Consider the following 23,961-nt stretch of genomic DNA (forward strand, 5'->3'; position numbering starts at 1 on the left):
TGTCGGTTGTCGCCGCACGTCAGCCCAGCAGGGCCGCGTGCAGGTCGGTGAGTTCGGCCTCGGAAATGCCGTGGTCGAGCAGATAGGACCGGACGCCGCCGTGCTCGGCGTCGATGCCGGCCAGCGTCGCGCGCATCGTCGCCGCGGGGCTCGCGGCGACGATGCCCTCGATGTCGAAGCCCTCGGGCAGTTCCCGCTCCCGGAACGAGGCGACCATCGCGTCGACCCATTCGCCGTGCAGCAGGGTCTCCGAGAGCGAGTAGTCGGCTACGACGTCGCGTGCGCCGACGCCCACCGCGGACAGGGCCAGCGCGATCACCAGGCCGGTGCGGTCCTTGCCGGCCGTGCAGTGCACGAGCACCGGTTCGTCGCCCGATCCGGCGATGAGTCGGACGGCATCGGTGAGCCGCGAGCCGTGGTCGGCGAGCATCCACTGGTACAACGTGCCCAGGTCGAACACCGCGGCTGTCGGGTTGTGATCGGTCTTGCCGTTGTAGACGGGCAGGTGCACCTCGCGGTGTCCGACCCCTTCGAGGGCGTTGGGCGCCTTGGAGATCTCGTCGTCCTCGCGCAGGTCGATCACGAGCCCGAGCCCGATCTCGGTGAGGGTGTCGCGCCCGTCCTGCTCGATGGTGTGCAGGGCGTCGGAGCGAAGCAGTTTGCGCCACCGGGTGGTTCGGTCACCCGCGGTGTAGCCGCCGATGTCGCGGAGGTTGTAGGTGCCGGGCAGGACGAGCCGGCGGGTGGTGGTGTGCGGCGGCAGGATGGTGGTCATCAGTCGATCGCTTTCGTCGGTCAGGGGAGCAGGTCCTGTGCCCGCTTCTGGGCAGCGGACAGGGTGGCGGCGGGGTCCTTGCCGTAGAAGACGGACTCCTCGATTGCGGTGGCGAGAATGTCGTCGATCTGGACGTAGCTGTTGCCCGGGTACGACTGCCACGGCTCGAGTCGATCGAGCTGCGCGAGGTTGGGGGCGAGCAGGGGGTTGCCGTCGGCCCACGTCTTCAGTGCGGCCGGATCGGTCGTGAGCGACGTGCGCAGCGGCAGGTAGCCGATCTTCGACGAGATCTGGGTGTACGCGTGGTCGCTGGTGAGGAACTTGATCAGCTCCCACGAGGCGCGCTGCTTGGCCGGGTCCTGGGCGAAGACGAACAGCGCCGAACCGGAGTTGGTGGGCACCGCCTCGCGGCCCTCGAACGCGGGCATCGCCGCGGCACGCAACTCCCAGCCGGCGGCCTTCGACGCGCCCAGCAGCATGCCCTGAACGGCCGACGACTGCAGCTGGATCGCGCTGTCGCCCTTCATGAAGCTCTCCATCTGGCCTGCGGAGTCCTGGTTGGCGAGCACGCCCTGGTCGTACAGGTCGCGCAGCATCTGCACCGCCGTGAGCGATTCGTTGCTCGCGAACTCGACCGTGGTGCGGTCCTCGGACAGCACGTTGCCACCGGCCGAACGGAACAGGCCCTGCATGCACCAGTTGCCGCCCTTGACCGCGCACGAGATCGTCAACGCCGGCTTGCCGGTCGTCGCGGTGATCTTCTTCGCGGCCTCCGCGACCTTGGGCCACGTCGACAGATCGGTGTCGGCGGGAAGCCCGGCCTTCTGGAACACGCTCGCGTTGTAGAAGAGCACGGGGGTGGAGAAGACGTAGGGCATGCCGTACGTCTCGCCCTTCCAGTCGCCCAGGGTGGCGGCCCGGGGGTGGTAGGGGTGCGCGCCCGCCAGGTGCTCCTGGACGGCGTCGGTGCCGACCAGCGAGTCGAGGGACTTGGCGCCGAGTTCGTTGACCGCGAAGTCGAGGGTGTCGAACGTCAGCTGCGCCACGTCCGGCGGGTTGCCGGCCAGCAGCTGGGTCTGCACGCTGCTCGCGGTGCCGCTGCCGGCGGCCGACGTGCCCTGGGGCGGTTGAGCTTTGACGTCGATGTTGGGATGCTCGGCCTCGAAGTCGGCGATCAGTCCGTTGATGGTGTCGGTCCAGGGGCCGGCCTGGGTGAGGTTGTACGACTCGAACGTGATCTGGACGTTCTGGTTCGGGTCGAGTTCGGGGACGATGCCGTCCGAGGACGAACTCGACGCGGCGGTGCCGGTGGCACATCCGGCCACCGTGAGGGCGGTGGCGAGCGACAGCAGCGCCAGGCCGGTGGTGCGTCTACGCATGGGTCAGGCTCCTAGCGGGAGAAACGGGGTGGTCGGAGGGCTGGTCGGTGTCGATCCACTCGAGTCGTCGGCCGCTCGCGCGGTCGAACAGGTGCACGTGCTCGGGATCGGTGGTGAGGGAGAGGGTCTGGCCGACGTGCATCGCGATCGGCCGCGGAGAGCGGACGCAGACGGTGGCCTCGCCGACGGTGCAGTAGGCGATCTCCTCGCTGCCGAGGTTCTCGATCGAATCCACCGTGGCGGTGAGGGACACGGCGTCGGAACGATCTCCCACCCGCAGGTGCTCGGGGCGGATGCCGAGCACCACGTCCAGGTCCCCGGTCGTGCCGGCGAACAGTTCGGCGCGCAGTCCCGGCGCCTCCGCGCGGACCGTGCCGTGCGTGCCGACGACCGTCGCGTCGAGCAGGTTCATCGCGGGGCTGCCGAGGAACCCGGCCACGAAGACCGAGGCGGGCCGGTCGTACACCTCCTCGGGCGTGCCGATCTGCTCGACGGATCCGCCGTTGAGCAGCGCGATCCGGGTGGCCATCGTCATAGCCTCGACCTGGTCGTGGGTGACGTAGACGAACGTCGCGCCGAGCCGCCGGTGGAGGTCGGTGAGCTCGCGTCGGGTCGCCGTCCGCAGCTTGGCGTCGAGGTTCGACAGCGGCTCGTCCATCAGGAACGCCTTGGGATTGCGGACGATCGCCCGTCCGACAGCGACCCGCTGGCGCTGGCCGCCGGACAGCTCCTTCGGCTTGCGTTCGAGCAGGTGCGCGATCTCGAGTTGGCGCGCCACCTCGTCGACCCGGTCGGCGGCCTCGTCCTTCGCGACCTTCCGAACACGAAGGGGGAAGCCGAGATTGCGCGCCACCGACAGGTGCGGATAGAGCGCGTAGTTCTGGAAGACCATCGCGACGTCGCGCTTGCGTGCCGGCGCCGAGGTGATGTCCTCGCCGTCGAGGACGATGCGACCGCTGGTCGGTTCGAGGAGCCCGGCGATCATCCGCAGGAGCGTCGTCTTGCCGCAGCCCGAGGGGCCCAGGAGGACGAGGAAGTCGCCGTCGCGGATCTCCATCGAGATGTCGTCGACGGCGGTCACGCCGCCGAAGGTTCTGCCCAGGCCCTCGATACGAATACTGCCCATGACCCTCTCCGATGAAACGCGATTACCCGAATCGCTCCGATTCGGAATTCTCATTACATGGAGTAGTCAGCCAGCCCAATGTGAACGAGCACTGAATGGTCGTCCAACGAATCGTGAGCGTTGGAGGGCTAGTTGCGTTCCTCGGTGTCGCCGGCTTCGGGCGTCGGATTCATCAGGGCGACAAGATGTTCCACATCCCGGTCACTGGCATCCGAGGTCGCGCCGTCCACTTCCGACACCGCGACCTGCAGGCCCAGCAGGAAGGTCATCTGGATGATCGTCGCCGACACTCCGTGCGCCGCGTACGGTCCCGACCCGCTGCCGACCACCAATGCGGTGGTCGACAGGTCGACCAGCGACGAGCGGGCGTGCGCGGTGACGCCGACGACGTGTGCGCCCGCGTCACGGGCAGCCCGGGCGGCGTCGATCGTGTACGCGTTCATGCCCGAGTCGCTGACCGCGACGCACACGTCGTCACTGGACAGGGTCCGCGCGGTGAGGGCCTGCAGGACCGTGTCCGTCGGCGCCTCCGCGGCCCGGCCGCGCAGCAGGAAACGGACGGCGAACGCCGTCGCCGCAGTCGAAGACCCTCCGTTCGCGACGACCAGGATCCGGCGCGCGTTCGCGAGCGCGCGGACCGCGTCGTCGAAGGAGTCCTCCGACAGCGGTGCCAGGCCGCCGGCCAGATCCGCGCCGACCTCGGCGACGATCGTCCGCAGAACGCCGACACCGCCCGGAGGCGAGGTCGTGTCCGATGCCGTCGAGGTCTCCGCGCCCAGATCGCGCAGCAGCAGCATCCGCACGTGCTGGAACCCGGAGAAGCCCAGATTCTGGCAGGCGCGCACGACCGTCGCGGTCGAGGTCGACGCCGCGGCGGCCAGATCCGCCGCCGACCACCAGGCGACCTCGCGGGAGCGCTCGACGCACACGTCGGCCACCCGGCGTTCGCTCGGTGCCAGTCCCGTGGACAGGGCACGGATGGTCGCGGTCGTCGTGCCGATCGGCGGTTGCGTGCCGGGGGAGTCTGCGCTCATGGGCTCTGGATAACACACCCGGGTGAACCCGCGGGCGCGCTCGGGTCCGGCTACGACGCGCCGGCGAGTTTCCCTGCGACCGCCACCACTCGGGTCGCCAGGTGGTCGAGGGCGGCGGTCGTCGTGTCGTCCAGCGGGTTCTGGTTGTCCGGTCCGGTCACCTTGCTGACGCCGTACGGGTTTCCGTCCGCGAACTTCACCGGGTCGGTGTAACCGGGCGGAACGAGGATGCCGCCCCAATGCATGAGCGAGGTGTACAGCGAGGTCAGCGTGGTCTCCTGGCCGCCGTGCAGGGTCTGGCTCGAGGTGAAGGCCGCGTAGACCTTGTTGGCGAGCTGCCCCTGCATCCACAGGCCGCCGAGGGTGTCGACGAAGGTCTGGAAGGGGCTCGCGGTGCTGCCGAATCGGGTCGGGGACCCGAAGATCACCGCGTCGGCCCAGACGATGTCGTCGCCGGTGGCCGCAGGGAGGTCCTTGGTGGCTTCGTAGTTGGCGGACCATGCCGGGTTGCCGGCGAATGTCGCGGGGTCGCGGGTTTCGGCGATATGTCGCACCCGCACGTCCGCGCCTGCGGACTGGGCGGCCTTGGACACCCGATCGGCCATCGCGGTGCCGTGGCCGGTGGCGGAGTAGTAGATGACGGACAACTTGGTCATCGGGACGTCCCTTCGGTGCGTCGGCCCCCCATCCCATGAGACCGCGCATCCGGATCGGACGCACGGCTTCGGCCACATCGGCCCGTTATGTGCGGTGGGCGAGCGTGGTGAGCAGGGCGAGTGATGTCCGGTGTGTTTCGTCGCCAGGAGTACTTTCCACCCATGATCTCGCGCGAGGATGTTCTGGAACGCTCGGCCGCCGGAGGCGACCGGTACCCGTTACTGACAGTCCGGGAGTTCTTCCACGGGAACGAAGTCGAGGACTCGATCGCTCCGAATCAGTACGGGTACGGGCGCCCGGGCCTCGCCGAGATCGCTCGACGCCTCGACCTGCTGGCCGCGGATCCTGCGGTCGCGTGGGTGCGCGTCCAGCTGCACGAGGAGATGTTCGACGACTACTACGAGGGACTGTCCGCCGAGGCCGTCGCCATCTGCACCACGCTCGCCGGCGAGGACGTCGCCGCCCGCCTCGACGTGGAGAGTCTGCAGGCCGAACCGCTGTGGGAGGGCCTCGTCTACGACGCAGTCGATTTCTGTGACGTGCCGCCCGTCCCCGATGGATACCGGGTGCTGTCGCTCGTGTGGGACTGAACGGCGGACCGAACGCGGCTGTGCGACGGCGCGGATCTCGTATGGGGCAAGGGCTTCCGGTGGGCCCCACCCGTCGCCGTCTCGCCGTTCGAGGCTAGGGTGTAGCGCGCGACGGAGTCACTCGACGCACACCACGGGTCACCGATCGTGTTGATACGCAAACTTTCCAGGGGGGACCATGCCCGCGCTCGCGATGTTGTTCCAGGATCGACTCGACGCCGATGTCACCGCGGAAGCCTTGGCCGCGCAGCTGAAACGGGACTGGCCGGACGTCGACTTCTCCGGCCTCGTCGTCGGTGAGGAGGAGTCCGACGGCGACCCGGTGCATCTCGACCTGGACGACAGCATGATCGCGCTGCTTGGCGTTCCTGCCCAGGTGGGTGACGACGTCGCCGAGATCGCCGAGCACAGTCGCCTGTGGCCGAACGCGGAGCCCGCGCCGGTCGACTACGCCGCGCACACGATCGTCACCGTCCTGCGCCCGGGGGCAGGACAAGACGACGCGTCCCACGAGGACGCGATCGCGGACACGGTGCTGTTGTCCCGCGTCATCGCGTCGATCATCGCGCTCACCGACACCGTCCGAGCCGTGTACTTCGGCAGCGCCGATCATGTCATCCTGCCGGCACTGTTCCGTGACCTCATGAAGGACACGCTGCCCGAGCCCCCGTTGCTCGCGTGGGTCGCGATCAACGTCGGTGAGCGCCCGGACGGCGTGATGACCGGTCACACACGAGGTCTCGACATGCTCGGCCTTGCGGACGTCGAGATCCCGGATACCCCCGAATCCGCCGGTGACACCTTCGAGCGCCTCACCGGCATCGCCTCGTACCTTGTCGAACAGGGACCCGTCATCGGCGACGGCGACACGATCGGATCCACCGAAGCCGCCGAGATCGTCGTCGACCACGCCCCGAGCGCCTTCGACTCCGACCGCACCGTCCTCCGCCTGAAGTTCGGCGTCGACCGCAGCGAACGCAAACGGGGTTGGTTCCGCCGTCGACGCTGATCGTGTCGCCCGTGACATCATCGGGTGCATGGATGACGTGCGGGTGTGCTTCGTCGGAGACTCCTTCGTTGCGGGAGTTGGGGATTCCGAGTTCCTCGGCTGGGCGGGAAGACTCGCGGCCGGCGCACAGGGCTCCAGGGGCGTGGCGCTGACGGCGTACAACCTCGGGGTGCGGCGGGAGACGTCGAGCGACATCCGGGCCCGCTGGCGTGCCGAGTGTGCGGCGCGGCTGCCGCAGGGCTGCGACGGCCGAGTGGTGTTCTCGTTCGGCTCCAACGACACGACCGTCGAGAGCGGTGCACCGCGCGTCGACCCGGACGACTCGGTCGAGAACCTCGCCGCCGTCCTGCGAAAGTGCGCGGCGAGCGGGTGGCGGGCGTTGGTGGTCGGGCCGCCGCCGATGGCCGACGTGGAACAGAACGAGCGCACGGCTCGGCTGGATCGACGGTTCGCCGACGTCTGCGCGTCCGCCGGTGTGGAGTACATCCGCATCTTCGACGCCCTGGTCGCCGATGCGGTCTGGATGGAGGAGGTGCGCACCGGCGACGGCGCACACCCGGACAGCGCCGGCTACCGGGCGCTGGCGGATCTGGTGCGCCCCGGGTGGGGACGGTGGATCCGGACCGCACCGGTGGTTCAGTAGGCTGGCCGGCATGGTGGACGACGTCCGGCCCCCGACCCTCGGCGAGATCATCCGGCAGCAGCGCGAGCTCGCGGCGGTCCCCATGCGGAAGTTCGCCGAGATGGTCGGGATCTCGAATCCCTATCTGTCACAGATCGAGCGGGACCTGCGAGCACCGAGTGAGCAGGTGCTGGAGGCGATCGCCGAGCACCTGCACATGTCGGCGGACATGCTGACCGCACAGGCCCACCGGGCCGACGCCGAGGACGTGCCCGAGGTGGTGGCCGCGATCCGGCGTGACACCGATCTGACCAAGGCTCAGCGGTCGGCGCTCGAGGAGATGTACGAGACGTTCCGCGACGTCACGATCGCGAAGCGGCGGCGGGGCCGGACGCGCGACCACGACTGAGGTCAACGGCGGGATGTGGCCGCCACGTCGCGCAGGAGCGGAAGCCATGCCCGCTCGAGGACAGCGGGATTCAGGACCATGTCGAGGTGGCCCGCATCGACCGTCCGGCGGGTGACGAGGTCCGGCGCGGTCGACACGTGGTCCGCCAGCGCCCACACCTGCCGGGCGGGAACGATTCGGTCCCGGGTGCCGGCGAGCAGGTACAGCGGACACGTGATGGCGCCGAGATCGACCTCGGCGCCGTCGACCCGCAGTTCGCCGCGGACGAGTTCGTTGCGCTCGTACAGGTGTCGTGCGACCCATCGGTAGAGCCCCGCGGGGACCTCTTGCGGAGAGTCGAGCCAGCTCTCGGCCGCGACGTACGCGTCGACTCGGCGTCGGTCGTGGATGTGTGCCCACAGATCGGACAGGCGGGCCCACTCCTCGGGCCACTCGACAAGTCGGAGTGCCGCGCCCCGAACCGCGGCGGGCGGGCGGAACCGGGGCCCGCGATACGACGGGGCGAGCCAGGACACGGGCGCTCCGAGCGTGAAGTCGATCGGCGCCGCGGCCACCGTGAGGGTGTCGACGCGGCGCGGGTGCAGCGCCGCGTACACGGTGGCCAGCCAGCCGCTCTGCGAGTAGGCCACCAGGTTCGCGGTGCCGCCGAGTTCCGTGATCGCGTCCGTGATCACCGCCGTCAGGTCGGCGATGCCGACGCTCGGTGGCTGCGGTCCGGTCGGCGTCCACTCCAGGCAGTGGGCCGCGCCCAACCCGGCCCGGTCGACGGTCCGCATCAGGCTGCATCCGGGGGCGAGATCGACGACGGTCGAGGCGTGCCCCGACAACGGGGGCAGCACGAGGGTCGGGGTCGTCGACCCGGCGGGGGAGAACTGGCGCAACCGCGCCAGTGGCCAGGTCCGCCGGACGGCGTTCGGATGGGCGAACGCGGTGGGACGGCGACGGGTCACGGCGCGGCAGAAGGCGACGCCGTCGAGGGCGACGTCGAGCGGGGTGGCGTCGCGCCGAGCCGCCGATCGCAGGTACCCGGCCCAGCCGGCGGAGGCCGAGGACACGAGTCGTACGGGGATTTCCGCTGCGGCCCTGAACATGTCGTGATTCGTGTACACGATGTCCCTTCTCTGCCGCGCAGGTGCGAAGCGTCGGGCCCCGGCCGGGTCGGGGTGACAGGCCGGGGCCCGACAGGTGCCGAGGCCTACTGGAGGACCTCACGCACGGCCGTGGTGGCGGCCGTGCTGATGCCCTGCACGAGGGAGGTCTGCGCGTCCACGACGGCGGAGACCCAGTCGAGCTTGGCGGTCGTCGCGATCGACTTGTTGAAGTCGAGGACCGAGGACAGGGCCTTCTCGTAGGCGTCGAGGGTGAGGTTGCCGCTCAGCTTCGCGGCGTCGACGAACTTCTCGTTGAGGCTCTGCACTCGGTCGAGGTTCTCGTCGAAGGACTTGGTGACGGACTCGATGCCGTCCGTGAGGGTGTTCTTGGTGTTGGTGCGCGCGGTGGTGGCGGCGTTCGCGGCGGTGTTCGCGGCGGTGGTGGATCGTTCGGCCATGGGTGGCTCCTCGGGGGTGACGGGCTTTCTGTTAGCAAGTTAGCATGGTGATTGCTAACGCGCTAGGTGTGAGGCGCGGATCAGTTGAAAACGTATGTGCCGGGCGCGGTTCCGATGGCGGGATGCAGCTTACTGCCCATCGGCGGCGGTGCCTGCAGGTCGCCCGATCGCTGCTGTGACCAGGCCGCCCAGTCCTCCCACCACGAGGCGGACCGGCGCTGCGCCGACTCGCGCCACGTGGACGGGTCCGCCGGCAGTCCGCTCGCCGCCGAGCCGCCGGGTTCCCCGCAGGCCTCGATCCAGTTCTTCTTTCCCGGCGGGTTGACGATGCCGGCGATGTGCCCGCCGTTCGACAGGACGAATCGCACGTCGCCGCCGAAGAGCACGGCGCCCGCGTACGACGACTGCCACGGCACGATGTGATCGTCCAGCGCGCCGACGATGTACACGTCGCTGTCGACGTCCCCCAGCGAGATCGTCCGTCCGGCGATCGTGAAACGCCCCAGGGCCAACTGGTTTTCGCCGTAGAGCGAGTGCAGGTAGGTACTGTGCATCGACGCCGGCATGCGGGTCGAGTCCTCGTTCCACGCGAGCAGGTCGAACGACTGCGGCTGTTCGCCCAGCATCCAGCGGCTCACCCAGTACCGGAAGATCAGGTCGTTCGCCCGCAGCAGGTCGAAGGTCTGGGCCATGTCCGTGCCGGACAGGTACCCGGCCCGTCGCATCACGATGTCGATCTTCGCGAGGGTCTCGGGGTCGGTCAGCAGTCCGAGGTCGCCCGGGCTGCTGTAGTCGAGCAGGGTGTTCGCCAGCGTGAGCGTGCCCAGACGGTGGTCACCGGCCGCGGCCAGGTAGCCGGCCGCGATCGACGCCATCGCGCCGCCGAGGCACAGCCCGACCAGGTCGATCTTCGTCGCCCCGGTGATCTCCTCGACGACGTCCATCGCCGCCGTGACACCGTCGGTGAGGTAGTCGTCGAATCCCACCCCGCTCATCGACTCGTCCGGGTTGCGGTAGGAGATGAGGAAGACGGTGCGCCCGTGCCGGACGGCCCACTCGACGAAGCTGCGTCCCGGGCCGATGTCCATGATGTAGAACTTGTTGATCCACGGCGGGCACGCCAGGAGCGGCGTCGCGTGCACCTGCTCGGTCTGCGGGGCGTACTGGATGAGCTCGATCAGATCGTTCCGGAAGACCACCTGGCCCGGTGTGGCGGCCATGTTCTCGCCCAGCGTGAATGCGGTGTCGTCGGTTCGTTTCGGGCGGCCGCCGCGCTTGACCACGTCCTCCACCAGGTACGACGTGCCGCGGGCCAGGCTCTTTCCGCCCGTCGCGATCGCACGGGTGAGTACCTCCGGGTTGGTGACGGGGTTGTTGGTGGGCGAGGCGACGTCGAGCAGCAGATGCGCCAACTGGCGTGCCTTGGCGGCCGCGAAGGCGTCCGCGGCGCCTGCGTCCACCAGGCTGTCGACGTAGGAGCGCGCGCAGAGGTAGGAACGGAGCACCGCGAAGTACGCGGGGTTGTCCTGCCAGGCGCGGTCCCGGAACCGGGCGTCCCCCGGTGCGGGCGGCGCGGTGCTCGCACCGACCGCCACCCGGACCGCGTCGGGCGGGATCTGTGCCAACCCGACGGCCAGTCTGCCGGTGGCGGCGGCGACGGCCGCCGGGTTGCAGGCCGCGTTCTTGGCGACCGATGCGCCCGCGGCGAACCAGCCGGTGGGGTCGACCCGGGCGGAGAGCTGGCGGATCGCATTATCGAGCACGGTGGCCTCCGGCAGCGTTCGAGGTGGAGTCGGCGGAGTCGGTGGAGTTCAGGGGGCCCAGGTAGCGCAGGATCATCTGCGCGACACACACCGGGCGGTCGACGCCCACTGCGTCGAAGGTGAGGGTCACGGCGAGCTGGTAGCCGCCCGGGCACGGTTCGACCGCTGTCACGTCGGCGACCGCGCCCACCGACGAGTCGACCGGAACCGGGGCGGGGAAACGGACCTTGTCGAGCCCGTAGTTGATCACCTGGGCGCAGTCGGTCACGTCGAGCAGGTGGAAGACGAGCTCGACGGCGAGGGACAGGGTCAGATAGCCGTGCGCGATCGTCGAGCCGAACGGGCCGGTCGCGGCCCGCTCCGGGTCGACGTGGATCCACTGGTGGTCGTTGGTGGCGTCGGCGAACAGCGAGATCTGCTCCTGCGTGATCAGGACGCGATGCGATGTGCCGAGGCTCTTGCCGGCGAGGGCGGGGAGTTCGGCCATGGTGATGCTGCGCGCAGACTGGCTGCTGGTCGTATTGATGGTCATCTCGTCCCTGTAGTCCGATTCGGTCGGGTGCCCGAATTGTTGGGCATCTTCCAAATGTGCACCGATCGCACCCGGTGTCGATTCGCATTCGAATCGGGCGGCGCCTGCCCGGCTTCGTGAGAATTGGGGAAAATGGATGCGATCGGGCGCAGCCTATATCGCTGATCCCTTTTGCGCAGCGCGTCTTCAGGGCGCCTCTGTTTGACATTCGTCCAGTTGGAGGGCGTGAATTGCCCGATTCTCGCGCGTTTCTGCTCGTCGGACGACGCGGCTCCGGGCGTTATGTCTAATTCTCTCGCTTTTGCATTCGGCCAGGGTTTCGTCTTTCCGCTTTCGGATAGAGGTATTCGGTCGCGTGACCGAATTCATCGCTTACCGGAAGGTGAGAATCGACGTCACATGAATTCGGGAATTTTTGTGGATCGGAAATATGTAAACGGGTGACGCGATCGGGTCGGCCGGTGGCAGCCGCCGGTGCGTCGAGGGCGAGATCTTCCCGGCTGGAGACACTGCTGCCTATGCTCCCGGTGTGTTGCCGACCTTCGACCCCCGGACCTGTCGTGAGCGGGCCGCCGGGCCCGTTACCGACTGGGACGAGATCAAGCAGTGGTCGGATGCGGTGTACATGCCGTATGAGGTCCGGCCGGTCGGTCGTTCTCTCGCACCGTCCTCGAACATGTTCTCGACGCAGATCGGTGAGATGACGCTCACCCGGTTCAGCTACGGGATTCCGGTGGCGCTGAGCGAATTCGAGCCCGAGGCCGGCAATGTCCTGGTGCTCACCACCTTGAATGGACGGACACGGCACGAGGTGACCACGAAGTCCAGCCTCGACCTGACGACCGGACAGACGTTCGTCGTCGACTGCAGTCGGGTCGACTACGGTTTTGCCGCTGACGCCGACCACCTCCAACTCAACCTCACGGTCCCGCACCGGTTGTTGGCCGATTTGGCGCTGCGGTGGTGGGGGCGGGCTCCCGACGACCGGCTGTGGCGGCACAAATGTGTCATCGGCGGCCCGGGTAGCCCTTGGCTGGCGTTGTTGGACTACGCTTCGCGCACCTTGGCGACGGACCGGGATATGGTCGCGCACAGTCGCATCGGGACGAATCTGCAGGAACTCATCGCGGCGCAGGTGCTCGAGGAATGGGCGGCGAGTGCCGGGGTCGACCCGGCGTCGGCCACGACGACAGTGCCCGCGCCGGGTTACGTCAGGCGGGCGGTGCGCTACATCGAGGACAACGCGCGCGACCTACCGACGGTGGTCGAGGTAGCCCAGGAGGTCGGTGTCAGCGTCCGGGCGTTGTCCGGTGCATTCCGCGAGTACCTCGGGATCACTCCACGGGACTGTCTCCGCGAGCACCGGTTGGAGGGAGTGCGGCGAGAGTTGTCGGCCGAGGCGACGACCACGGTCGCCGCGGCCGCAGGTGCGTGGGGGTACGTCAACTTGGGTGTCTTCGCCGCGGCTTATCGGCAACGGTTCGGCGAGAACCCGTCCGACACCCTGCGCCGCGCGAGAGGGTGACGCTGATCACGGATACCTGCCGGTTCGAGACGGTGATTGCCGATCGGCGACGTGGGCGCCGCGGAAATGCCCATAGTTTGCTCTCTCGTACGAGGCCATCGATTGGCGGGAGAGATACTGTGGAACAACGTGATTCGAAGCTGCACTCCGTGCTCGACGGCGTGATCGGCGCCGGGGCCGCACAGGTGCCCGGTGTGGTCGCGATGCTGACCGACCGGAACGGGACCGTGTACGAGGGCTCGGCCGGAGTCCGGTCGGTAGGTGACGCACAGCCGATGACAACCGACACCGTCTTCGCCATGTTCTCGACGACGAAGGCGATCACGGGTACTGCGGTGCTGCAGTGCGTGGAGGAGGGGCTCGTCGACCTCGACGCGCCGGCGGCACGCTATCTCCCGGAGATCGGAAAGCTCCAGGTGATCGACGGGTTCGATGCGGTGGGCGCCCCAGTGTTGCGCGCACCCAAACGCGAGATCACGACGCGGATGCTGCTGCTGCACACCGCCGGATTCGGATACTCGTTCTTCGACGAGACCTACCACCGGTTGACCGTCGAGCACGGCCAGCCGAGCGTCATCACCGGTACCAAGGCCGCGCTGACCACGCCGCTGCTGTTCGATCCGGGTGAGCGCTGGCAGTACGGGTCGAATATCGACTGGGCGGGGCTGGTTGTCGAGGCCGTGCGGGGCGAGCGACTGGGCGACGTGATGTCCGAGCGCATCTTCGCCCCGCTGGGGATGTCGGACACGGTGTTCACGTTGACCTCTGAGATGGAGCGGAGACGGGCGACGATCCATCAGCGGCGGCCGGACGGCGTGCTCGAGCCGCTCGACCTGGTGCTGCCTCAGGATCCCGAAGTGCACATGGGTGGTCACGGCCTGTACTCGACGGTGGGCGACTACACCAAGTTCCTCCGCATGTGGCTGAACGACGGTGTGGGTGAACACGGCCGCGTCCTCGCGCCCGAGACGGTGGAGCAGGCGGTCGTGAGCGGGTTGGACGGTCAGCGCGTGACGATGCTGCCCGGCATCGAACCGGAGCTGTCGAACGACGCCGAGTTCTTCCCGGGACAGCACAAATCCTGGGCGTACACGTTCATGGTCAACGACGAGCCGGCCCCGACCGGGCGGCCGGCGGGCGCGCTCGCCTGGGCCGGGCTCGCGAACCTCTACTACTGGATCGACCGGCAGAACGGCATCGCGGGTATGTGGGCCGCGCAGGTTCTGCCCTTCGCCGACCCTGCATCGCTCGGGGGCTACTTCGAGTTCGAAGCGACTGCCTATCGCACTTTGGGGCGGTAGGGGCGCCGCCCGGCAGGGGCACTCTCGTTGACCCTGCCGGGCACGCATGGCAAACTCGAACATGAGTTCGAAAGATGCGTCTTCCCCTCCGCGTCTTCCCGTGCACGCAGGCCTCTGTCCTGCGGGAAGGTGGCAGCTGGATGGGCTGGGGCAACGGTCCGCCGACGTGGGCGGAGATGGAACGGGTGCTGTCGGGGCGCCCGCGGCACGAGGGGCAGTTCCCCGGCGACGGCAGTGACAGCCCGGCCTGGTCCCGCAAGCGCGGCGCCTACCTGACGGACGGGGCCTCGCGTCCGGTCGGCGCCACCGTGCCGTACGCGGAACTGCACACCCACTCGGCCTTCAGTTTCCTCGACGGCGCCAGCCCGCCCGAGGAGCTCGTCGAGGAAGCGGTGCGACTCGGCCTGGACGCCATCGCGCTCACCGACCACGACGGAATGTACGGCGTGGTTCGGTTCGCCGAGGCCGCGAAGGAACTGAACATGCGGACGGTGTTCGGAGCCGAGCTGTCCCTGGGCGCCACCTCGCGCACCGGCACCCCGGACCCCGACGGCACGCACCTGCTGGTGCTGGCCCGCGGGCAGGAGGGCTACCGGCGGCTGTCCCGGCAGGTCGCGGCCGCGCACCTTGCCGGCGGGGAGAAGGGCAAGCCCCGCTACGACTACGACGCGCTCACCGAGGCGGCCGGCGGGCACTGGCAGATCCTCACCGGGTGCCGCAAGGGACACGTGCGCAGCGCGCTCACCGCGGGTGGACCCGACGCAGCCGAGGCGGCGCTGCATGACCTCGTCGACCGGTTCGGGGCCGACCGGTTGACCGTCGAACTCACCCACCGGGGGCTGCCCGAGGACGACGAGGCCAACGCGCTGCTCGCGGAACTCGCGGCGCGGCAGGGGCTTCCCGTCATCGCGTCCACCGCGGCGCATTTCGCCGGCCCGTCCCGGCGGCGGCTCGCGATGGCGATGGCGGCGGTGCGGGCCCGGCAGAGCCTCGACGAGGCCGCGGGTTGGCTCGCGCCCACCGGAGGTGCGCACCTGCGGTCCGGCGCCGAGATGGCGCGGCTGTTCGCGCACTATCCGCAGGCCGTCGCGGGGGCCGCGGAGCTGGGGCTCGAGTGTGCGTTCGACCTGCGGCTCATCGCGCCGAAGCTGCCGCCGTTCGACGTCCCGGACGGGCACACCGAGGCGAGCTGGCTGCGCGAGCTGACCATGCAGGGCGCGCGCCGACGGTACGGGCCGCCGACCGAGAACCCGGCCGCGTACGACCAGATCGAACACGAACTCGGGATCATCGAACGCCTGACCTTCCCCGGCTACTTCCTCGTGGTGCACGACATCGTCTCGTTCTGCAAGGACAACGACATCCTCTGTCAGGGAAGGGGATCGGCCGCCAACTCAGCGGTCTGCTACGCGATCGGCATCACCAATGTCGACCCGGTGCGCAACGAGTTGCTGTTCGAGCGGTTCCTCTCGCCTGAGCGCGACGGCCCGCCCGACATCGACGTCGACATCGAATCCGACCGCCGTGAGGAGGCCATCCAGCACGTCTACGCCAAGTACGGCCGCGAGTACGCCGCGCAGGTCGCCAACGTCATCACCTACCGCGGCAAGTCGTCGGTGCGGGACATGGCCAGGGCGCTCGGCTTCTCGCAGGGGCAGCAGGACGCGTGGAGCAAGCAGGTCAGCCGCTGGACCGGCGTCGGCGGGGAGACCGGCACCGATATCCCCCCGGCGGTGCTCGAGTTGGCCGCGCAGATCGAGGGCTTTCCCCGGCACCTCGGCATCCACTCCGGCGGCATGGTGATCTGCGACCGCCCCATCGCCGACGTGTGCCCCGTCGAGTGGGCGCGCATGGAGAACCGCAGCGTCCTGCAGTGGGACAAGGACGACTGTGCCGCAGTGGGATTGGTGAAGTTCGACCTGCTGGGCCTCGGCATGCTCTCGGCCCTGCACTACATGATCGACCTGGTCGCCGAGCACAAGGGCATCGAGGTGGACCTGGCGCGGCTCGACCTGTCCGAGCGGGCGGTCTACGAGATGCTGCAGCGGGCCGACTCGGTGGGCGTGTTCCAGGTGGAGTCGCGGGCCCAGATGGCGACGCTGCCGCGCCTGAAGCCCCGCAACTTCTACGACCTCGTCGTCGAGGTGGCGCTCATCCGTCCCGGCCCGATCCAGGGCGGCTCGGTGCATCCCTACATCCGCCGCCGCAACGGCCGCGAACCCGTCACCTACGACCACCCCTGCCTCGAGAAGGCGTTGAAACGCACGCTGGGGGTGCCGCTGTTCCAGGAACAGCTCATGCAGATGGCCGTCGACGCAGCGGGATTCACCGCCGCCGAAGCCGACCAGTTGCGGCGGGCGATGGGCTCCAAGCGTTCGCCCGAGAAGATGGAGCGACTTCGTGGACGGCTCTACGACGGCATGAGGGAGTTGCACGGCATCACCGGCGACGTGGCGGACAGGATCTACGAGAAGCTGTACGCGTTCGCCAATTTCGGTTTCCCCGAAAGCCATTCGCAGTCCTTCGCGTCGCTCGTCTTCTACTCGTCGTGGTTCAAGCTGCACCATCCGGCGGCCTTCTGCGCCGGACTGCTGCGGGCCCAGCCGATGGGCTTCTACTCGCCGCAGTCCCTCGTCGCCGACGCTCGTCGGCACGGGGTGCGGGTGCACGGGGCGGACGTCAACGCGAGCCTCGCGCACGCCACGCTCGAGGCCCACGGCACCGAGGTGCGGCTGGGGCTGGGGGACGTGCGGGGCATCGGCACCGCGCTGGCCGAGCGCATCGTCGTCGCGCGCGCAGAGGACGGCCCGTACAGGTCGATCCTGGACCTGACCGGTCGGATCGAACTGACCACCGCGCAGGTCGAGTCCCTGGCGACGTCCGGTGCGTTGGGCTGCTTCGGGCTCTCCCGGCGCGAGGCGCTGTGGGCGGCCGGCGCGGCCGCGGGGGAGCGCCCGGACCGGCTCCCGGGCACGGGCGCGTCCACCCGCGCACCCACCCTGCCCGGCATGAGCGACGTCGAACTCGCCGCGGCCGACGTGTGGGCCACCGGTGTCTCGCCGGACAGCTACCCGACGGAGTTCCTCCGTCCGCAGCTCGAGGCGCTGGGGGTGCTCCCGGCGTCGCGGCTGCTGGACGTGCCGGACGGGGACCGGGTGCTGGTCGGGGGAGCGGTGACGCACCGGCAGCGGCCCGCGACTGCCGCCGGTGTGACCTTCCTCAACCTCGAGGACGAGACCGGAATGGTCAACGTCGTGTGCTCGGTTGGCCTGTGGGCGAAGTACCGCAAGCTCGCCACCAGCGCCCCGGCGCTCCTGGTGCGCGGGCGGGTGCAGAACGCGGAAGGTGCGGTGACCGTCGTCGCGGACCGCCTCCAACTCATGGACCTGCGGATGTCGACCAGGTCGCGGGACTTCCGCTGAGACCGGCTTCACAGCCCGACGGATACCCCCTGGGGTATAGTCGTCGGCAACATCGAGGAGGTAGATCGTGAAGGTTGTCATCGTCGGAGGTGTCGCCGGCGGGATGTCCGCCGCCACCCGCATGCGTCGTCTGGACGAGTCGGCGGAGATCGTCGTGTTCGAGCGCGGCGCGCACGTGTCGTTCGCGAACTGCGGTCTGCCGTACTACGCCGGCGGCGTCATCGAGGACCGCGACGAGCTGCTCCTGCAGACCCCGGAGAGCCTCGGCGCCCGCTTCCGGCTCGACGTCCGCGTCCGCAGCGAGGTCGCCGCGATCGACCCCGACGCCCGCACCGTCACCGTCCACGACCTCGCGTCGGGCGACGCCTACGTCGAGAGCTACGACGAGCTGGTGCTGAGCACCGGCGCGAGCCCCATCGTGCCGCCGCTGCCCGGCGTCGAGCGCGCCCTGATCCTGCGCGATGTCGAGGACGTCGACCGGCTGGTCGGGCAGATCGAGTCGGCGCAGATGTCCTCGACTGCCGGCGCCGTCATTGTCGGCGCCGGCTTCATCGGCGTCGAGTTGGCCGAGAACCTGCGCCACCGGGGCCTCGACGTCACCGTCGTCGAGCTCGCCGACCAGTTGCTCGCCCCGCTCGACCCCGAGATGGCGGCCCCCGTCGCCGACCGGATGCGCGAGAACGGCGTGCGCCTCGAACTCGGCACCCAGCTGACCTCCATCGGTGCGGACACCGCCGAACTCGCCGACGGGCGCACCGTCCCGGCCGACGTCGTCGTCATGGCGATCGGCGTCCGGCCCGAGACTGCGCTCGCGAAGATGGTCGGTGCCGACCTGGGCGAGCGGGGCGGCGTCGTGGTCGACGACCAGATGCGCACCTCCGTTCCGCACATCTTCGCGGTCGGCGACGCCGTCGAGAAGCGTGACGCCGTCGGCGGTGGCGTCGCGATGATCCCGCTCGCCAACCCGGCGAACCGGCAGGGCCGCCTGGTGGCCGACGTCATCGCGGGCCGTCCGGTGCGGGCGAAGGCGTCGTCGGGCACAGCGGTGGTCGGGGTCTTCGGTCTGATCGTCACCGCCACCGGCTGGAACGAGAAGCGACTGCGCGCCACGGGCCGTCGGTACCAGGCCATTCACACGCATCCGCAGTCGCACGCCGGGTACTACCCGGGTGCGCAGCAGATGGCGATCAAGCTGCTCGTCGACCCCGAGACCGACGCGATCCTGGGCGCCCAGGCCGTGGGCGGCGAGGGCGTGGACAAGCGCATCGACATCATCGCGACCGCGATGGCCGGGGGGCTGACCGCGTCGGACCTGGCGGATCTCGAGCTGGCGTACGCGCCGCAGTTCGGCTCGGCCAAGGATCCGGTGAACATGCTCGGCTACATCGCCGACAACCTGCGCACCGGCGCCACCCGCACCGTCCAGTGGCACGAACTCGATACCCTGATCGCGGGCGGCGCGTCCCTCGTCGACGTCCGCACCGCCGACGAGTTCGCGGCCGGCGCCATCCCCGGCGCCGTCAACGTCCCGCTCGACGAGCTCAGGGACCGGGTCGGCGAACTGCCGGCCGGGGACCTGATCGTGCACTGCCAGGTGGGTCAGCGCGGCCACACCGCGGTGCGCCTGCTCGCGCAGCTGGGTCGGCCCGCGGTCAACCTCGACGGCGGATACAAGACGTGGGACGCGGGGCGGCACGCGAACGTGCCGGCCGGCGTGGCATGACACAGTCGCCTGAATCATCGAACACATCCGGAAGGAACCCCATGCGCGAAATTGACGTGACCGAACTCGAATCGGTGTTGGCGACCGGCGCCCCCCTCATCGACGTCCGGGAGCCGGAAGAGTTCGCCGAGGCGCGGGTCCCCGGTGCCGTCTCGATTCCGCTCAGCGAGTTCGTCGCGCGCGTCGACGAGGTTCCCACCGATGTCACGGTCTACATGATCTGCGCGGTCGGCGGACGCAGCGGCCAGGCCGCCGAGTACCTCGCGGCCCGCGGCGTCGATGCCGTGAACGTCGCCGGCGGCACCATGGGCTGGATGCAGTCCGGCCGCGCCGTCGAGTCCGGCAACTAATCTCACCCGAACCCGGTCGAGGTCTCGTGTACTCGACCGGGTTTCTTCGGGCCACTCATATACCCCCACCCGTATTTTGACCACACCGAAAGGCATCCCCATGACCACCACCGGACAGCGGCGGGACATCCCGCCGCCATCCACCGAATCCGTCGGCGGACCGCTCGCCCGGCTCGGTGCCGCGATGGCCGACAACTTCACATGGGTGATCACCGCGTGGCTCGTGCTGGTCGTCGCCCTCGGTGCCGCGGCGCCGTCGGTGTTCAGCTCGCTGGCCGGCGCCGGCTGGCAGGCCAACGGCTCCGAGTCGGTGCAGGTGCGCGAGCTCGCGCAGGAGCACTTCGGCGGCAACGCGTCGTCGGCGATCCAGGTCGTCGTCCACTCCGACGACAAGCCGCTCGACGACCCGGCCGTCCAGCAGGTGCTCGGCGAGGCGGCGTCGGTGCTGAAGGCCGACGCCCGCATCGGCGAGGTGATCCCGCCCCAGCCAGGCATGACCATCAGCCCGGACGGACACACCGGCATCCTGGTTGCCGGCGCGAACGCGAACACCGATGACATGGTGCGCGCGGTCGACGACCTCGGTGGTGACCTGAAGGCGCTCTCCGGCGACGGCATCGACGTCTACCCGACCGGTGCGTCGGCGCTGTGGAGCGACTTCAACAAGGCCAACCACGACGCCATGATCAAGGCCGAGATGTTCTCGTGGCCGGTCACCCTCGCGATCATGGTGCTCGCGTTCGGCTCGCTCGTTGCCGCCGGCCTGCCGCTGCTGCTGACGATGGCCGGTCTGGTCGCGTCCGCGGGTGCGCTGGTGCTGCTCAACGAGATCACCCCGATCTCGGTGTGGGCGATGAACTTCGCGATGATGTTCGCCCTGGCTCTGGGCATCGACTACGCGCTGTTCCTCGTGGTGCGCTTCCGTGACGCGCTGCGCAAGAACGCCAACTCGCGGCTGGCGGTCGCCGAGACGATGGACACCGCCGGCAAGGCCGTGCTGCTGTCCGGCCTGACGGTGCTCGTGAGCCTGTCGGCGGTGCTGCTGGTGCCCGCCCCCGCCGTGCGCACCATGGCCGTCGGCATCATGCTCGCGGTCGTGTTCGTGCTGGCCGCGACCCTGACGCTGCTGCCCGCGGTCCTGGGCAAGCTCGGCCGCAAGGTCAACGCCGGTTCGCTGCCCTACGCCAAGAAGCAGCAGAACGAGACCGACGGCTCGCCGCTGTTCCGCAAGTGGGGTCAGCTGCTCGACCAGCACCCGTGGCCGTTCGCGGTCGCGGCGGTCGCCATCCTGATCGGTATCGCCATCCCGATTGGCGGCCTCAAGGTTGCGATGCCGTCGATCCAGGTCGTCCCCGAGGACGCGGCCGTGCGTCAGGGCTACGAACTGGTCCAGGAGCAGATGGGTGTCGGCGCGCCGGGTGCGCTGCAGATCGTGGTGCCCGCGTCCGATGCGCAGGCCGCCGCCGAGACCGCGTCGTCCGTCGACGGCGTGGCCGCGGTGACGCCCGCGATGCCGGCGATGGACGGCTCGGACCTGGTGATGATGCAGGCCCTGCCGACCGTCGATCCGTCGGACCCGGCGCTCGGCGGCACGCTCGACACGCTGCGCGCGGAGTTGCCCGACAGTGCCCTCGTCGGCGGTGCGCCGGCGGAGAACCTGGACCTGCAGCAGGCGCTGAACGACTACCTGCCGATCGTGATCGGCGTGATCCTGGTGCTGGGCTTCCTGCTGCTGCTCGTGGCGCTGCAGGCCCCGCTGGTCTCGCTGATCGGCACCGTGGTGAGCCTGCTCTCGACCGGTGCGGCGTTCGGTGCGTCGAAGCTGATCTTCCAGGACGGGCACCTGTCCGACCTGCTCGGCTTCACCCCGCAGGGCTTCCTCGACGGCTGGGGTCCGGTGTTCTTCTTCGCGATGATCTTCGCGATCGCGATGGACTACACGGTGTTCCTGCTGTCGACCGTCAAGGAGCAGTACGAGACGACCGGCGACGCGCGCGGTGCCCAGATCTCCGGCATGGCGCACTCGGGACGGGTCATCTTCGCGGCCGCGGCCGTCATGGTGGGCGTGTTCTTCAGCTTCGCGCTGGCCGAACCGCTGCCGCCGAAGGAGATGGGCATCCTGCTCGGCATCGCGGTCCTGCTCGACGCCGTCCTGATCCGCCTGGTGCTGCTGCCGGTGCTGCTGCGGCTGACCGGTAACGCGGCCTGGTGGTCGCCGAACTGGCTGCGCAAGGCCTTGCCGAACATCAAGTTCTCGCACAGCTGACCTCGAGTGGGCTGTGACCGATAGACCTCGGTCACAGCCCACCGGGGATGGATACCCCTGTGGGTAATCTGGAAGGGAAACGAGGAGGTCTCATGACCGGAGACGAAGAGAGCATCGCCCAGGTGCTCAACCGCCTGCGCCGCGCGCAGGGACAGCTGGCCGGAGTCATTTCGATGATCGAGAACGGCCGCGAGTGCAAGGACGTCGTCACGCAGTTGGCGGCGGTGTCGCGCGCGCTTGACAGGGCCGGATTCAAGATCGTCGCGACGGGGCTGCGCGAATGCCTGGCCGGCGACGGCAAGGCGTCCGAGCCGCTCACCGAGGCCGAGCTCGAGAAGCTGTTCCTGGCACTGGCGTGATCCCGGCCCGACCACCGGGGAACCGAAACCGACAACCGTGAGGAGTCAGTGATGGATCTGGGAATCTCGACCCGCTTGAACACCGAGTTCGACGACGCGATCGCCAAGACGCGGGCGGCGTTGCAGGAACAGGGTTTCGGTGTCCTCACCGAGATCGACATGCAGGCGACGCTGAAGGCGAAGATCGGCGTCGAGATGGAGCGCTACGTCATTCTCGGCGCCTGCAACCCGCAGCTCGCGCACCGCGCGGTCGGCGTCGACCGTCAGATCGGCTTGCTGCTGCCGTGCAACGTCGTCGTCCGCGCCGACGGTGAGGACGTGATCGTCGAGGCCATGAACCCGGCGCTCATGGTCGAGGTGACCGGGGAGCCCGAGCTCGAATCCGTGGCCGCCGAGGCGACGACCCGGCTGCAGGCCGCGATCGACGCCCTGGTCTGACCCCTGGCGGTCCGGCTCAGGCCGGCGCCGGCAGCGCCCTGGTCCGAACCCGGTGTGCGGTGTGCACTGCCACCACACACCAGGCGACGACCAGGGCGCCCAGCAGCACCACCGACAGCAGTCGCGGAATGTCGAAGTCGCCCGCGACACCGAACGCCCCCATTCCGACGGCGCACGCGCCGACTGGGAAGATGAAGCTCCACCAGCTCATGGTGAACGTTAGGCCCTGGCGGAAGGCGCGCACCGTCACGACGCCGACCGCGGCGATGGCGACGATCATGACCGTCCCCATGAACAGCCCGTAGCCCAGCCCGAACAGGTGCAGTGCGTTCGCGGCGTCGGGACCCACGGCGTGCTCGGCCGCGGTGCCCAGATTGTTGGCGGCCGCGATCGACTGTCCGACGATGCCGAGCGGAATCCACATGGTCGGCAGCGCCTGCAGCGGCGGCAGCCCACCCTCGCGGAGCTCGCGCCCGATCATCGTGACGATGAACAGGGCGAAGATCAGGGCCAGCGTGAACAGCGCGTAGCAGCCCACCAACATCGCGCCCCGGGGCCGGCCCTCGGGCAGGTGATTCACCAGCGCCGCACCCGTCGCCGCAGACACCATCGGCGGGACCACGGGCATCAGCCAGGCCGGGACCGGGGTGCCGCGATCGGCGACCGCCCGCAGCCGCATCGCCATCACCGCGCTCGTCGCGAGTCCGCCGATCGTGCCGATCGCCCACAACGTGCCCGCGATGGCGAACGCGAGACCGGCCGGGAGCACCGTCGATCCGACCGCCGCGGTGCCGGCGCCGACGGTGAGCACGGCCATCGGTAGGGCGCCGTAGAACGGGAACATCGTGGCGCTGCGGGCGTAACCGCGGGCGTGCTCGGTGTGCCGGACCCAGTGGAGGACGAACGCTGTCACCAGCACCGCCAGCAGGACCGTCGCCAGCAGCCAGAACGTGAGCGCGATGCCGCGTCGTCCGGGGAGGTTCACCGGAAGGGACGACGTGGCGACGGCGATGATTCCCGTGCCCATCACCATGGCGAACCAATTGGGGGTCAGGTGTGCCAGACGCGGAGCAGTAAGCATGAAACCAACTGTGGCGTTTCGGTGTTGTTCCCGGTAGAAGCCTCGGGGTGG

The 23,961-nt window shown here is 69.3% G+C and carries 22 protein-coding genes; 12 read left to right on the forward strand and 10 right to left on the reverse strand.

What is annotated here, in order from left to right; all coding sequences use genetic code 11:
- Positions 1-19: 19 nt before the first annotated feature.
- From ABI214_RS20705 to wrbA, 5 genes are all read right to left on the reverse strand, one after another.
- Complete coding sequence (locus tag ABI214_RS20705; protein ID WP_348604340.1) at positions 20-775, reverse strand: tyrosine-protein phosphatase; 756 nt, start codon at positions 773-775, stop codon at positions 20-22.
- A gap of 20 nt (positions 776-795) precedes the next feature.
- Positions 796-2,154, reverse strand: coding sequence for an ABC transporter substrate-binding protein (locus ABI214_RS20710; protein WP_348604341.1), 1,359 nt, complete (start codon positions 2,152-2,154; stop codon positions 796-798).
- Positions 2,147-3,280, reverse strand: a complete 1,134-nt coding sequence (locus tag ABI214_RS20715; protein ID WP_348604342.1) for an ABC transporter ATP-binding protein — start codon at positions 3,278-3,280, stop codon at positions 2,147-2,149. Before ABI214_RS20715 ends, ABI214_RS20710 begins: the two co-directional genes overlap by 8 nt.
- A gap of 128 nt (positions 3,281-3,408) precedes the next feature.
- Positions 3,409-4,314: a MurR/RpiR family transcriptional regulator gene (locus tag ABI214_RS20720; protein ID WP_348604343.1), complete on the reverse strand. Its 906-nt coding sequence runs from the start codon at positions 4,312-4,314 to the stop codon at positions 3,409-3,411.
- A gap of 50 nt (positions 4,315-4,364) precedes the next feature.
- Positions 4,365-4,970, reverse strand: coding sequence for an NAD(P)H:quinone oxidoreductase (gene wrbA, locus ABI214_RS20725; protein WP_348604344.1), 606 nt, complete (start codon positions 4,968-4,970; stop codon positions 4,365-4,367).
- Positions 4,971-5,132: 162 nt separating this feature from the next.
- Between wrbA and ABI214_RS20730 the strand changes: the two genes are divergently transcribed.
- The 4 genes from ABI214_RS20730 to ABI214_RS20745 all read left to right on the forward strand — a co-directional run bounded on the left by ABI214_RS20730 (position 5,133) and on the right by ABI214_RS20745 (position 7,601).
- The gene (locus ABI214_RS20730) at positions 5,133-5,561 is read left to right on the forward strand and encodes a hypothetical protein (protein ID WP_348604345.1); all 429 of its coding nucleotides are present in this window, start codon (positions 5,133-5,135) and stop codon (positions 5,559-5,561) included.
- 178 nt (positions 5,562-5,739) lie between these two features.
- Complete coding sequence (locus tag ABI214_RS20735; protein WP_348604346.1) at positions 5,740-6,570, forward strand: DUF4261 domain-containing protein; 831 nt, start codon at positions 5,740-5,742, stop codon at positions 6,568-6,570.
- 28 nt (positions 6,571-6,598) lie between these two features.
- Positions 6,599-7,213, forward strand: coding sequence for a GDSL-type esterase/lipase family protein (locus ABI214_RS20740; protein WP_348604347.1), 615 nt, complete (start codon positions 6,599-6,601; stop codon positions 7,211-7,213).
- A gap of 10 nt (positions 7,214-7,223) precedes the next feature.
- Complete coding sequence (locus tag ABI214_RS20745; protein ID WP_348604348.1) at positions 7,224-7,601, forward strand: helix-turn-helix domain-containing protein; 378 nt, start codon at positions 7,224-7,226, stop codon at positions 7,599-7,601.
- A gap of 2 nt (positions 7,602-7,603) precedes the next feature.
- On the opposite strand, the gene ABI214_RS20750 is transcribed toward ABI214_RS20745, so the two are convergent.
- The 4 genes from ABI214_RS20750 to ABI214_RS20765 all read right to left on the reverse strand — a co-directional run bounded on the left by ABI214_RS20750 (position 7,604) and on the right by ABI214_RS20765 (position 11,445).
- The gene (locus tag ABI214_RS20750) at positions 7,604-8,692 is read right to left on the reverse strand and encodes an alpha/beta fold hydrolase (protein WP_348604349.1); all 1,089 of its coding nucleotides are present in this window, start codon (positions 8,690-8,692) and stop codon (positions 7,604-7,606) included.
- Positions 8,693-8,796: 104 nt separating this feature from the next.
- Positions 8,797-9,150: a hypothetical protein gene (locus ABI214_RS20755; RefSeq protein ID WP_348604350.1), complete on the reverse strand. Its 354-nt coding sequence runs from the start codon at positions 9,148-9,150 to the stop codon at positions 8,797-8,799.
- Between the two features lie 80 nt (positions 9,151-9,230).
- Positions 9,231-10,913 carry a PHA/PHB synthase family protein gene (locus ABI214_RS20760; RefSeq protein WP_348604351.1) on the reverse strand — a complete coding sequence of 561 codons (1,683 nt, stop codon included), beginning with the start codon at positions 10,911-10,913 and terminating at the stop codon, positions 9,231-9,233.
- Positions 10,903-11,445: a MaoC family dehydratase gene (locus ABI214_RS20765; protein ID WP_348604352.1), complete on the reverse strand. Its 543-nt coding sequence runs from the start codon at positions 11,443-11,445 to the stop codon at positions 10,903-10,905. The genes ABI214_RS20760 and ABI214_RS20765 overlap by 11 nt, the downstream gene beginning before the upstream one ends.
- Positions 11,446-11,974: 529 nt before the next feature.
- On the opposite strand from ABI214_RS20765, the gene ABI214_RS20770 reads away from it, so the two are divergent.
- The 8 genes from ABI214_RS20770 to ABI214_RS20805 all read left to right on the forward strand — a co-directional run bounded on the left by ABI214_RS20770 (position 11,975) and on the right by ABI214_RS20805 (position 22,829).
- Positions 11,975-12,970, forward strand: coding sequence for an AraC family transcriptional regulator (locus tag ABI214_RS20770; RefSeq protein ID WP_348604353.1), 996 nt, complete (start codon positions 11,975-11,977; stop codon positions 12,968-12,970).
- Positions 12,971-13,089: 119 nt separating this feature from the next.
- Positions 13,090-14,271, forward strand: coding sequence for a serine hydrolase domain-containing protein (locus ABI214_RS20775; RefSeq protein ID WP_408586208.1), 1,182 nt, complete (start codon positions 13,090-13,092; stop codon positions 14,269-14,271).
- A 140-nt stretch (positions 14,272-14,411) separates the two neighbouring features.
- Positions 14,412-17,693, forward strand: coding sequence for an error-prone DNA polymerase (locus tag ABI214_RS20780; protein ID WP_348611837.1), 3,282 nt, complete (start codon positions 14,412-14,414; stop codon positions 17,691-17,693).
- A 64-nt stretch (positions 17,694-17,757) separates the two neighbouring features.
- Complete coding sequence (locus ABI214_RS20785; RefSeq protein ID WP_348611839.1) at positions 17,758-19,416, forward strand: FAD-dependent oxidoreductase; 1,659 nt, start codon at positions 17,758-17,760, stop codon at positions 19,414-19,416.
- 41 nt (positions 19,417-19,457) lie between these two features.
- A complete protein-coding gene (locus tag ABI214_RS20790; RefSeq protein WP_348604354.1) occupies positions 19,458-19,766 on the forward strand; it encodes a rhodanese-like domain-containing protein in 309 nt (102 codons plus the stop codon).
- Positions 19,767-19,866: 100 nt separating this feature from the next.
- The gene (locus ABI214_RS20795; RefSeq protein ID WP_348604355.1) at positions 19,867-22,032 is read left to right on the forward strand and encodes an MMPL family transporter; all 2,166 of its coding nucleotides are present in this window, start codon (positions 19,867-19,869) and stop codon (positions 22,030-22,032) included.
- Between the two features lie 92 nt (positions 22,033-22,124).
- Entirely contained in the window at positions 22,125-22,391 is a 267-nt protein-coding gene (locus ABI214_RS20800) for a metal-sensitive transcriptional regulator (protein ID WP_081182665.1), read from the forward strand.
- Positions 22,392-22,442: 51 nt separating this feature from the next.
- Positions 22,443-22,829 carry a DUF302 domain-containing protein gene (locus tag ABI214_RS20805; RefSeq protein WP_348604356.1) on the forward strand — a complete coding sequence of 129 codons (387 nt, stop codon included), beginning with the start codon at positions 22,443-22,445 and terminating at the stop codon, positions 22,827-22,829.
- 16 nt (positions 22,830-22,845) lie between these two features.
- Here ABI214_RS20805 and ABI214_RS20810 read toward each other — a convergent pair whose 3' ends face one another.
- The gene (locus ABI214_RS20810) at positions 22,846-23,910 is read right to left on the reverse strand and encodes a TDT family transporter (RefSeq protein WP_348604357.1); all 1,065 of its coding nucleotides are present in this window, start codon (positions 23,908-23,910) and stop codon (positions 22,846-22,848) included.
- Between the last annotated feature and the right edge of the window lie 51 nt (positions 23,911-23,961).

The sequence above is a fragment of the Prescottella soli genome (assembly GCF_040024445.1).
In the GTDB taxonomy this organism is placed as follows: Bacteria; Actinomycetota; Actinomycetes; order Mycobacteriales; family Mycobacteriaceae; genus Prescottella; species Prescottella soli.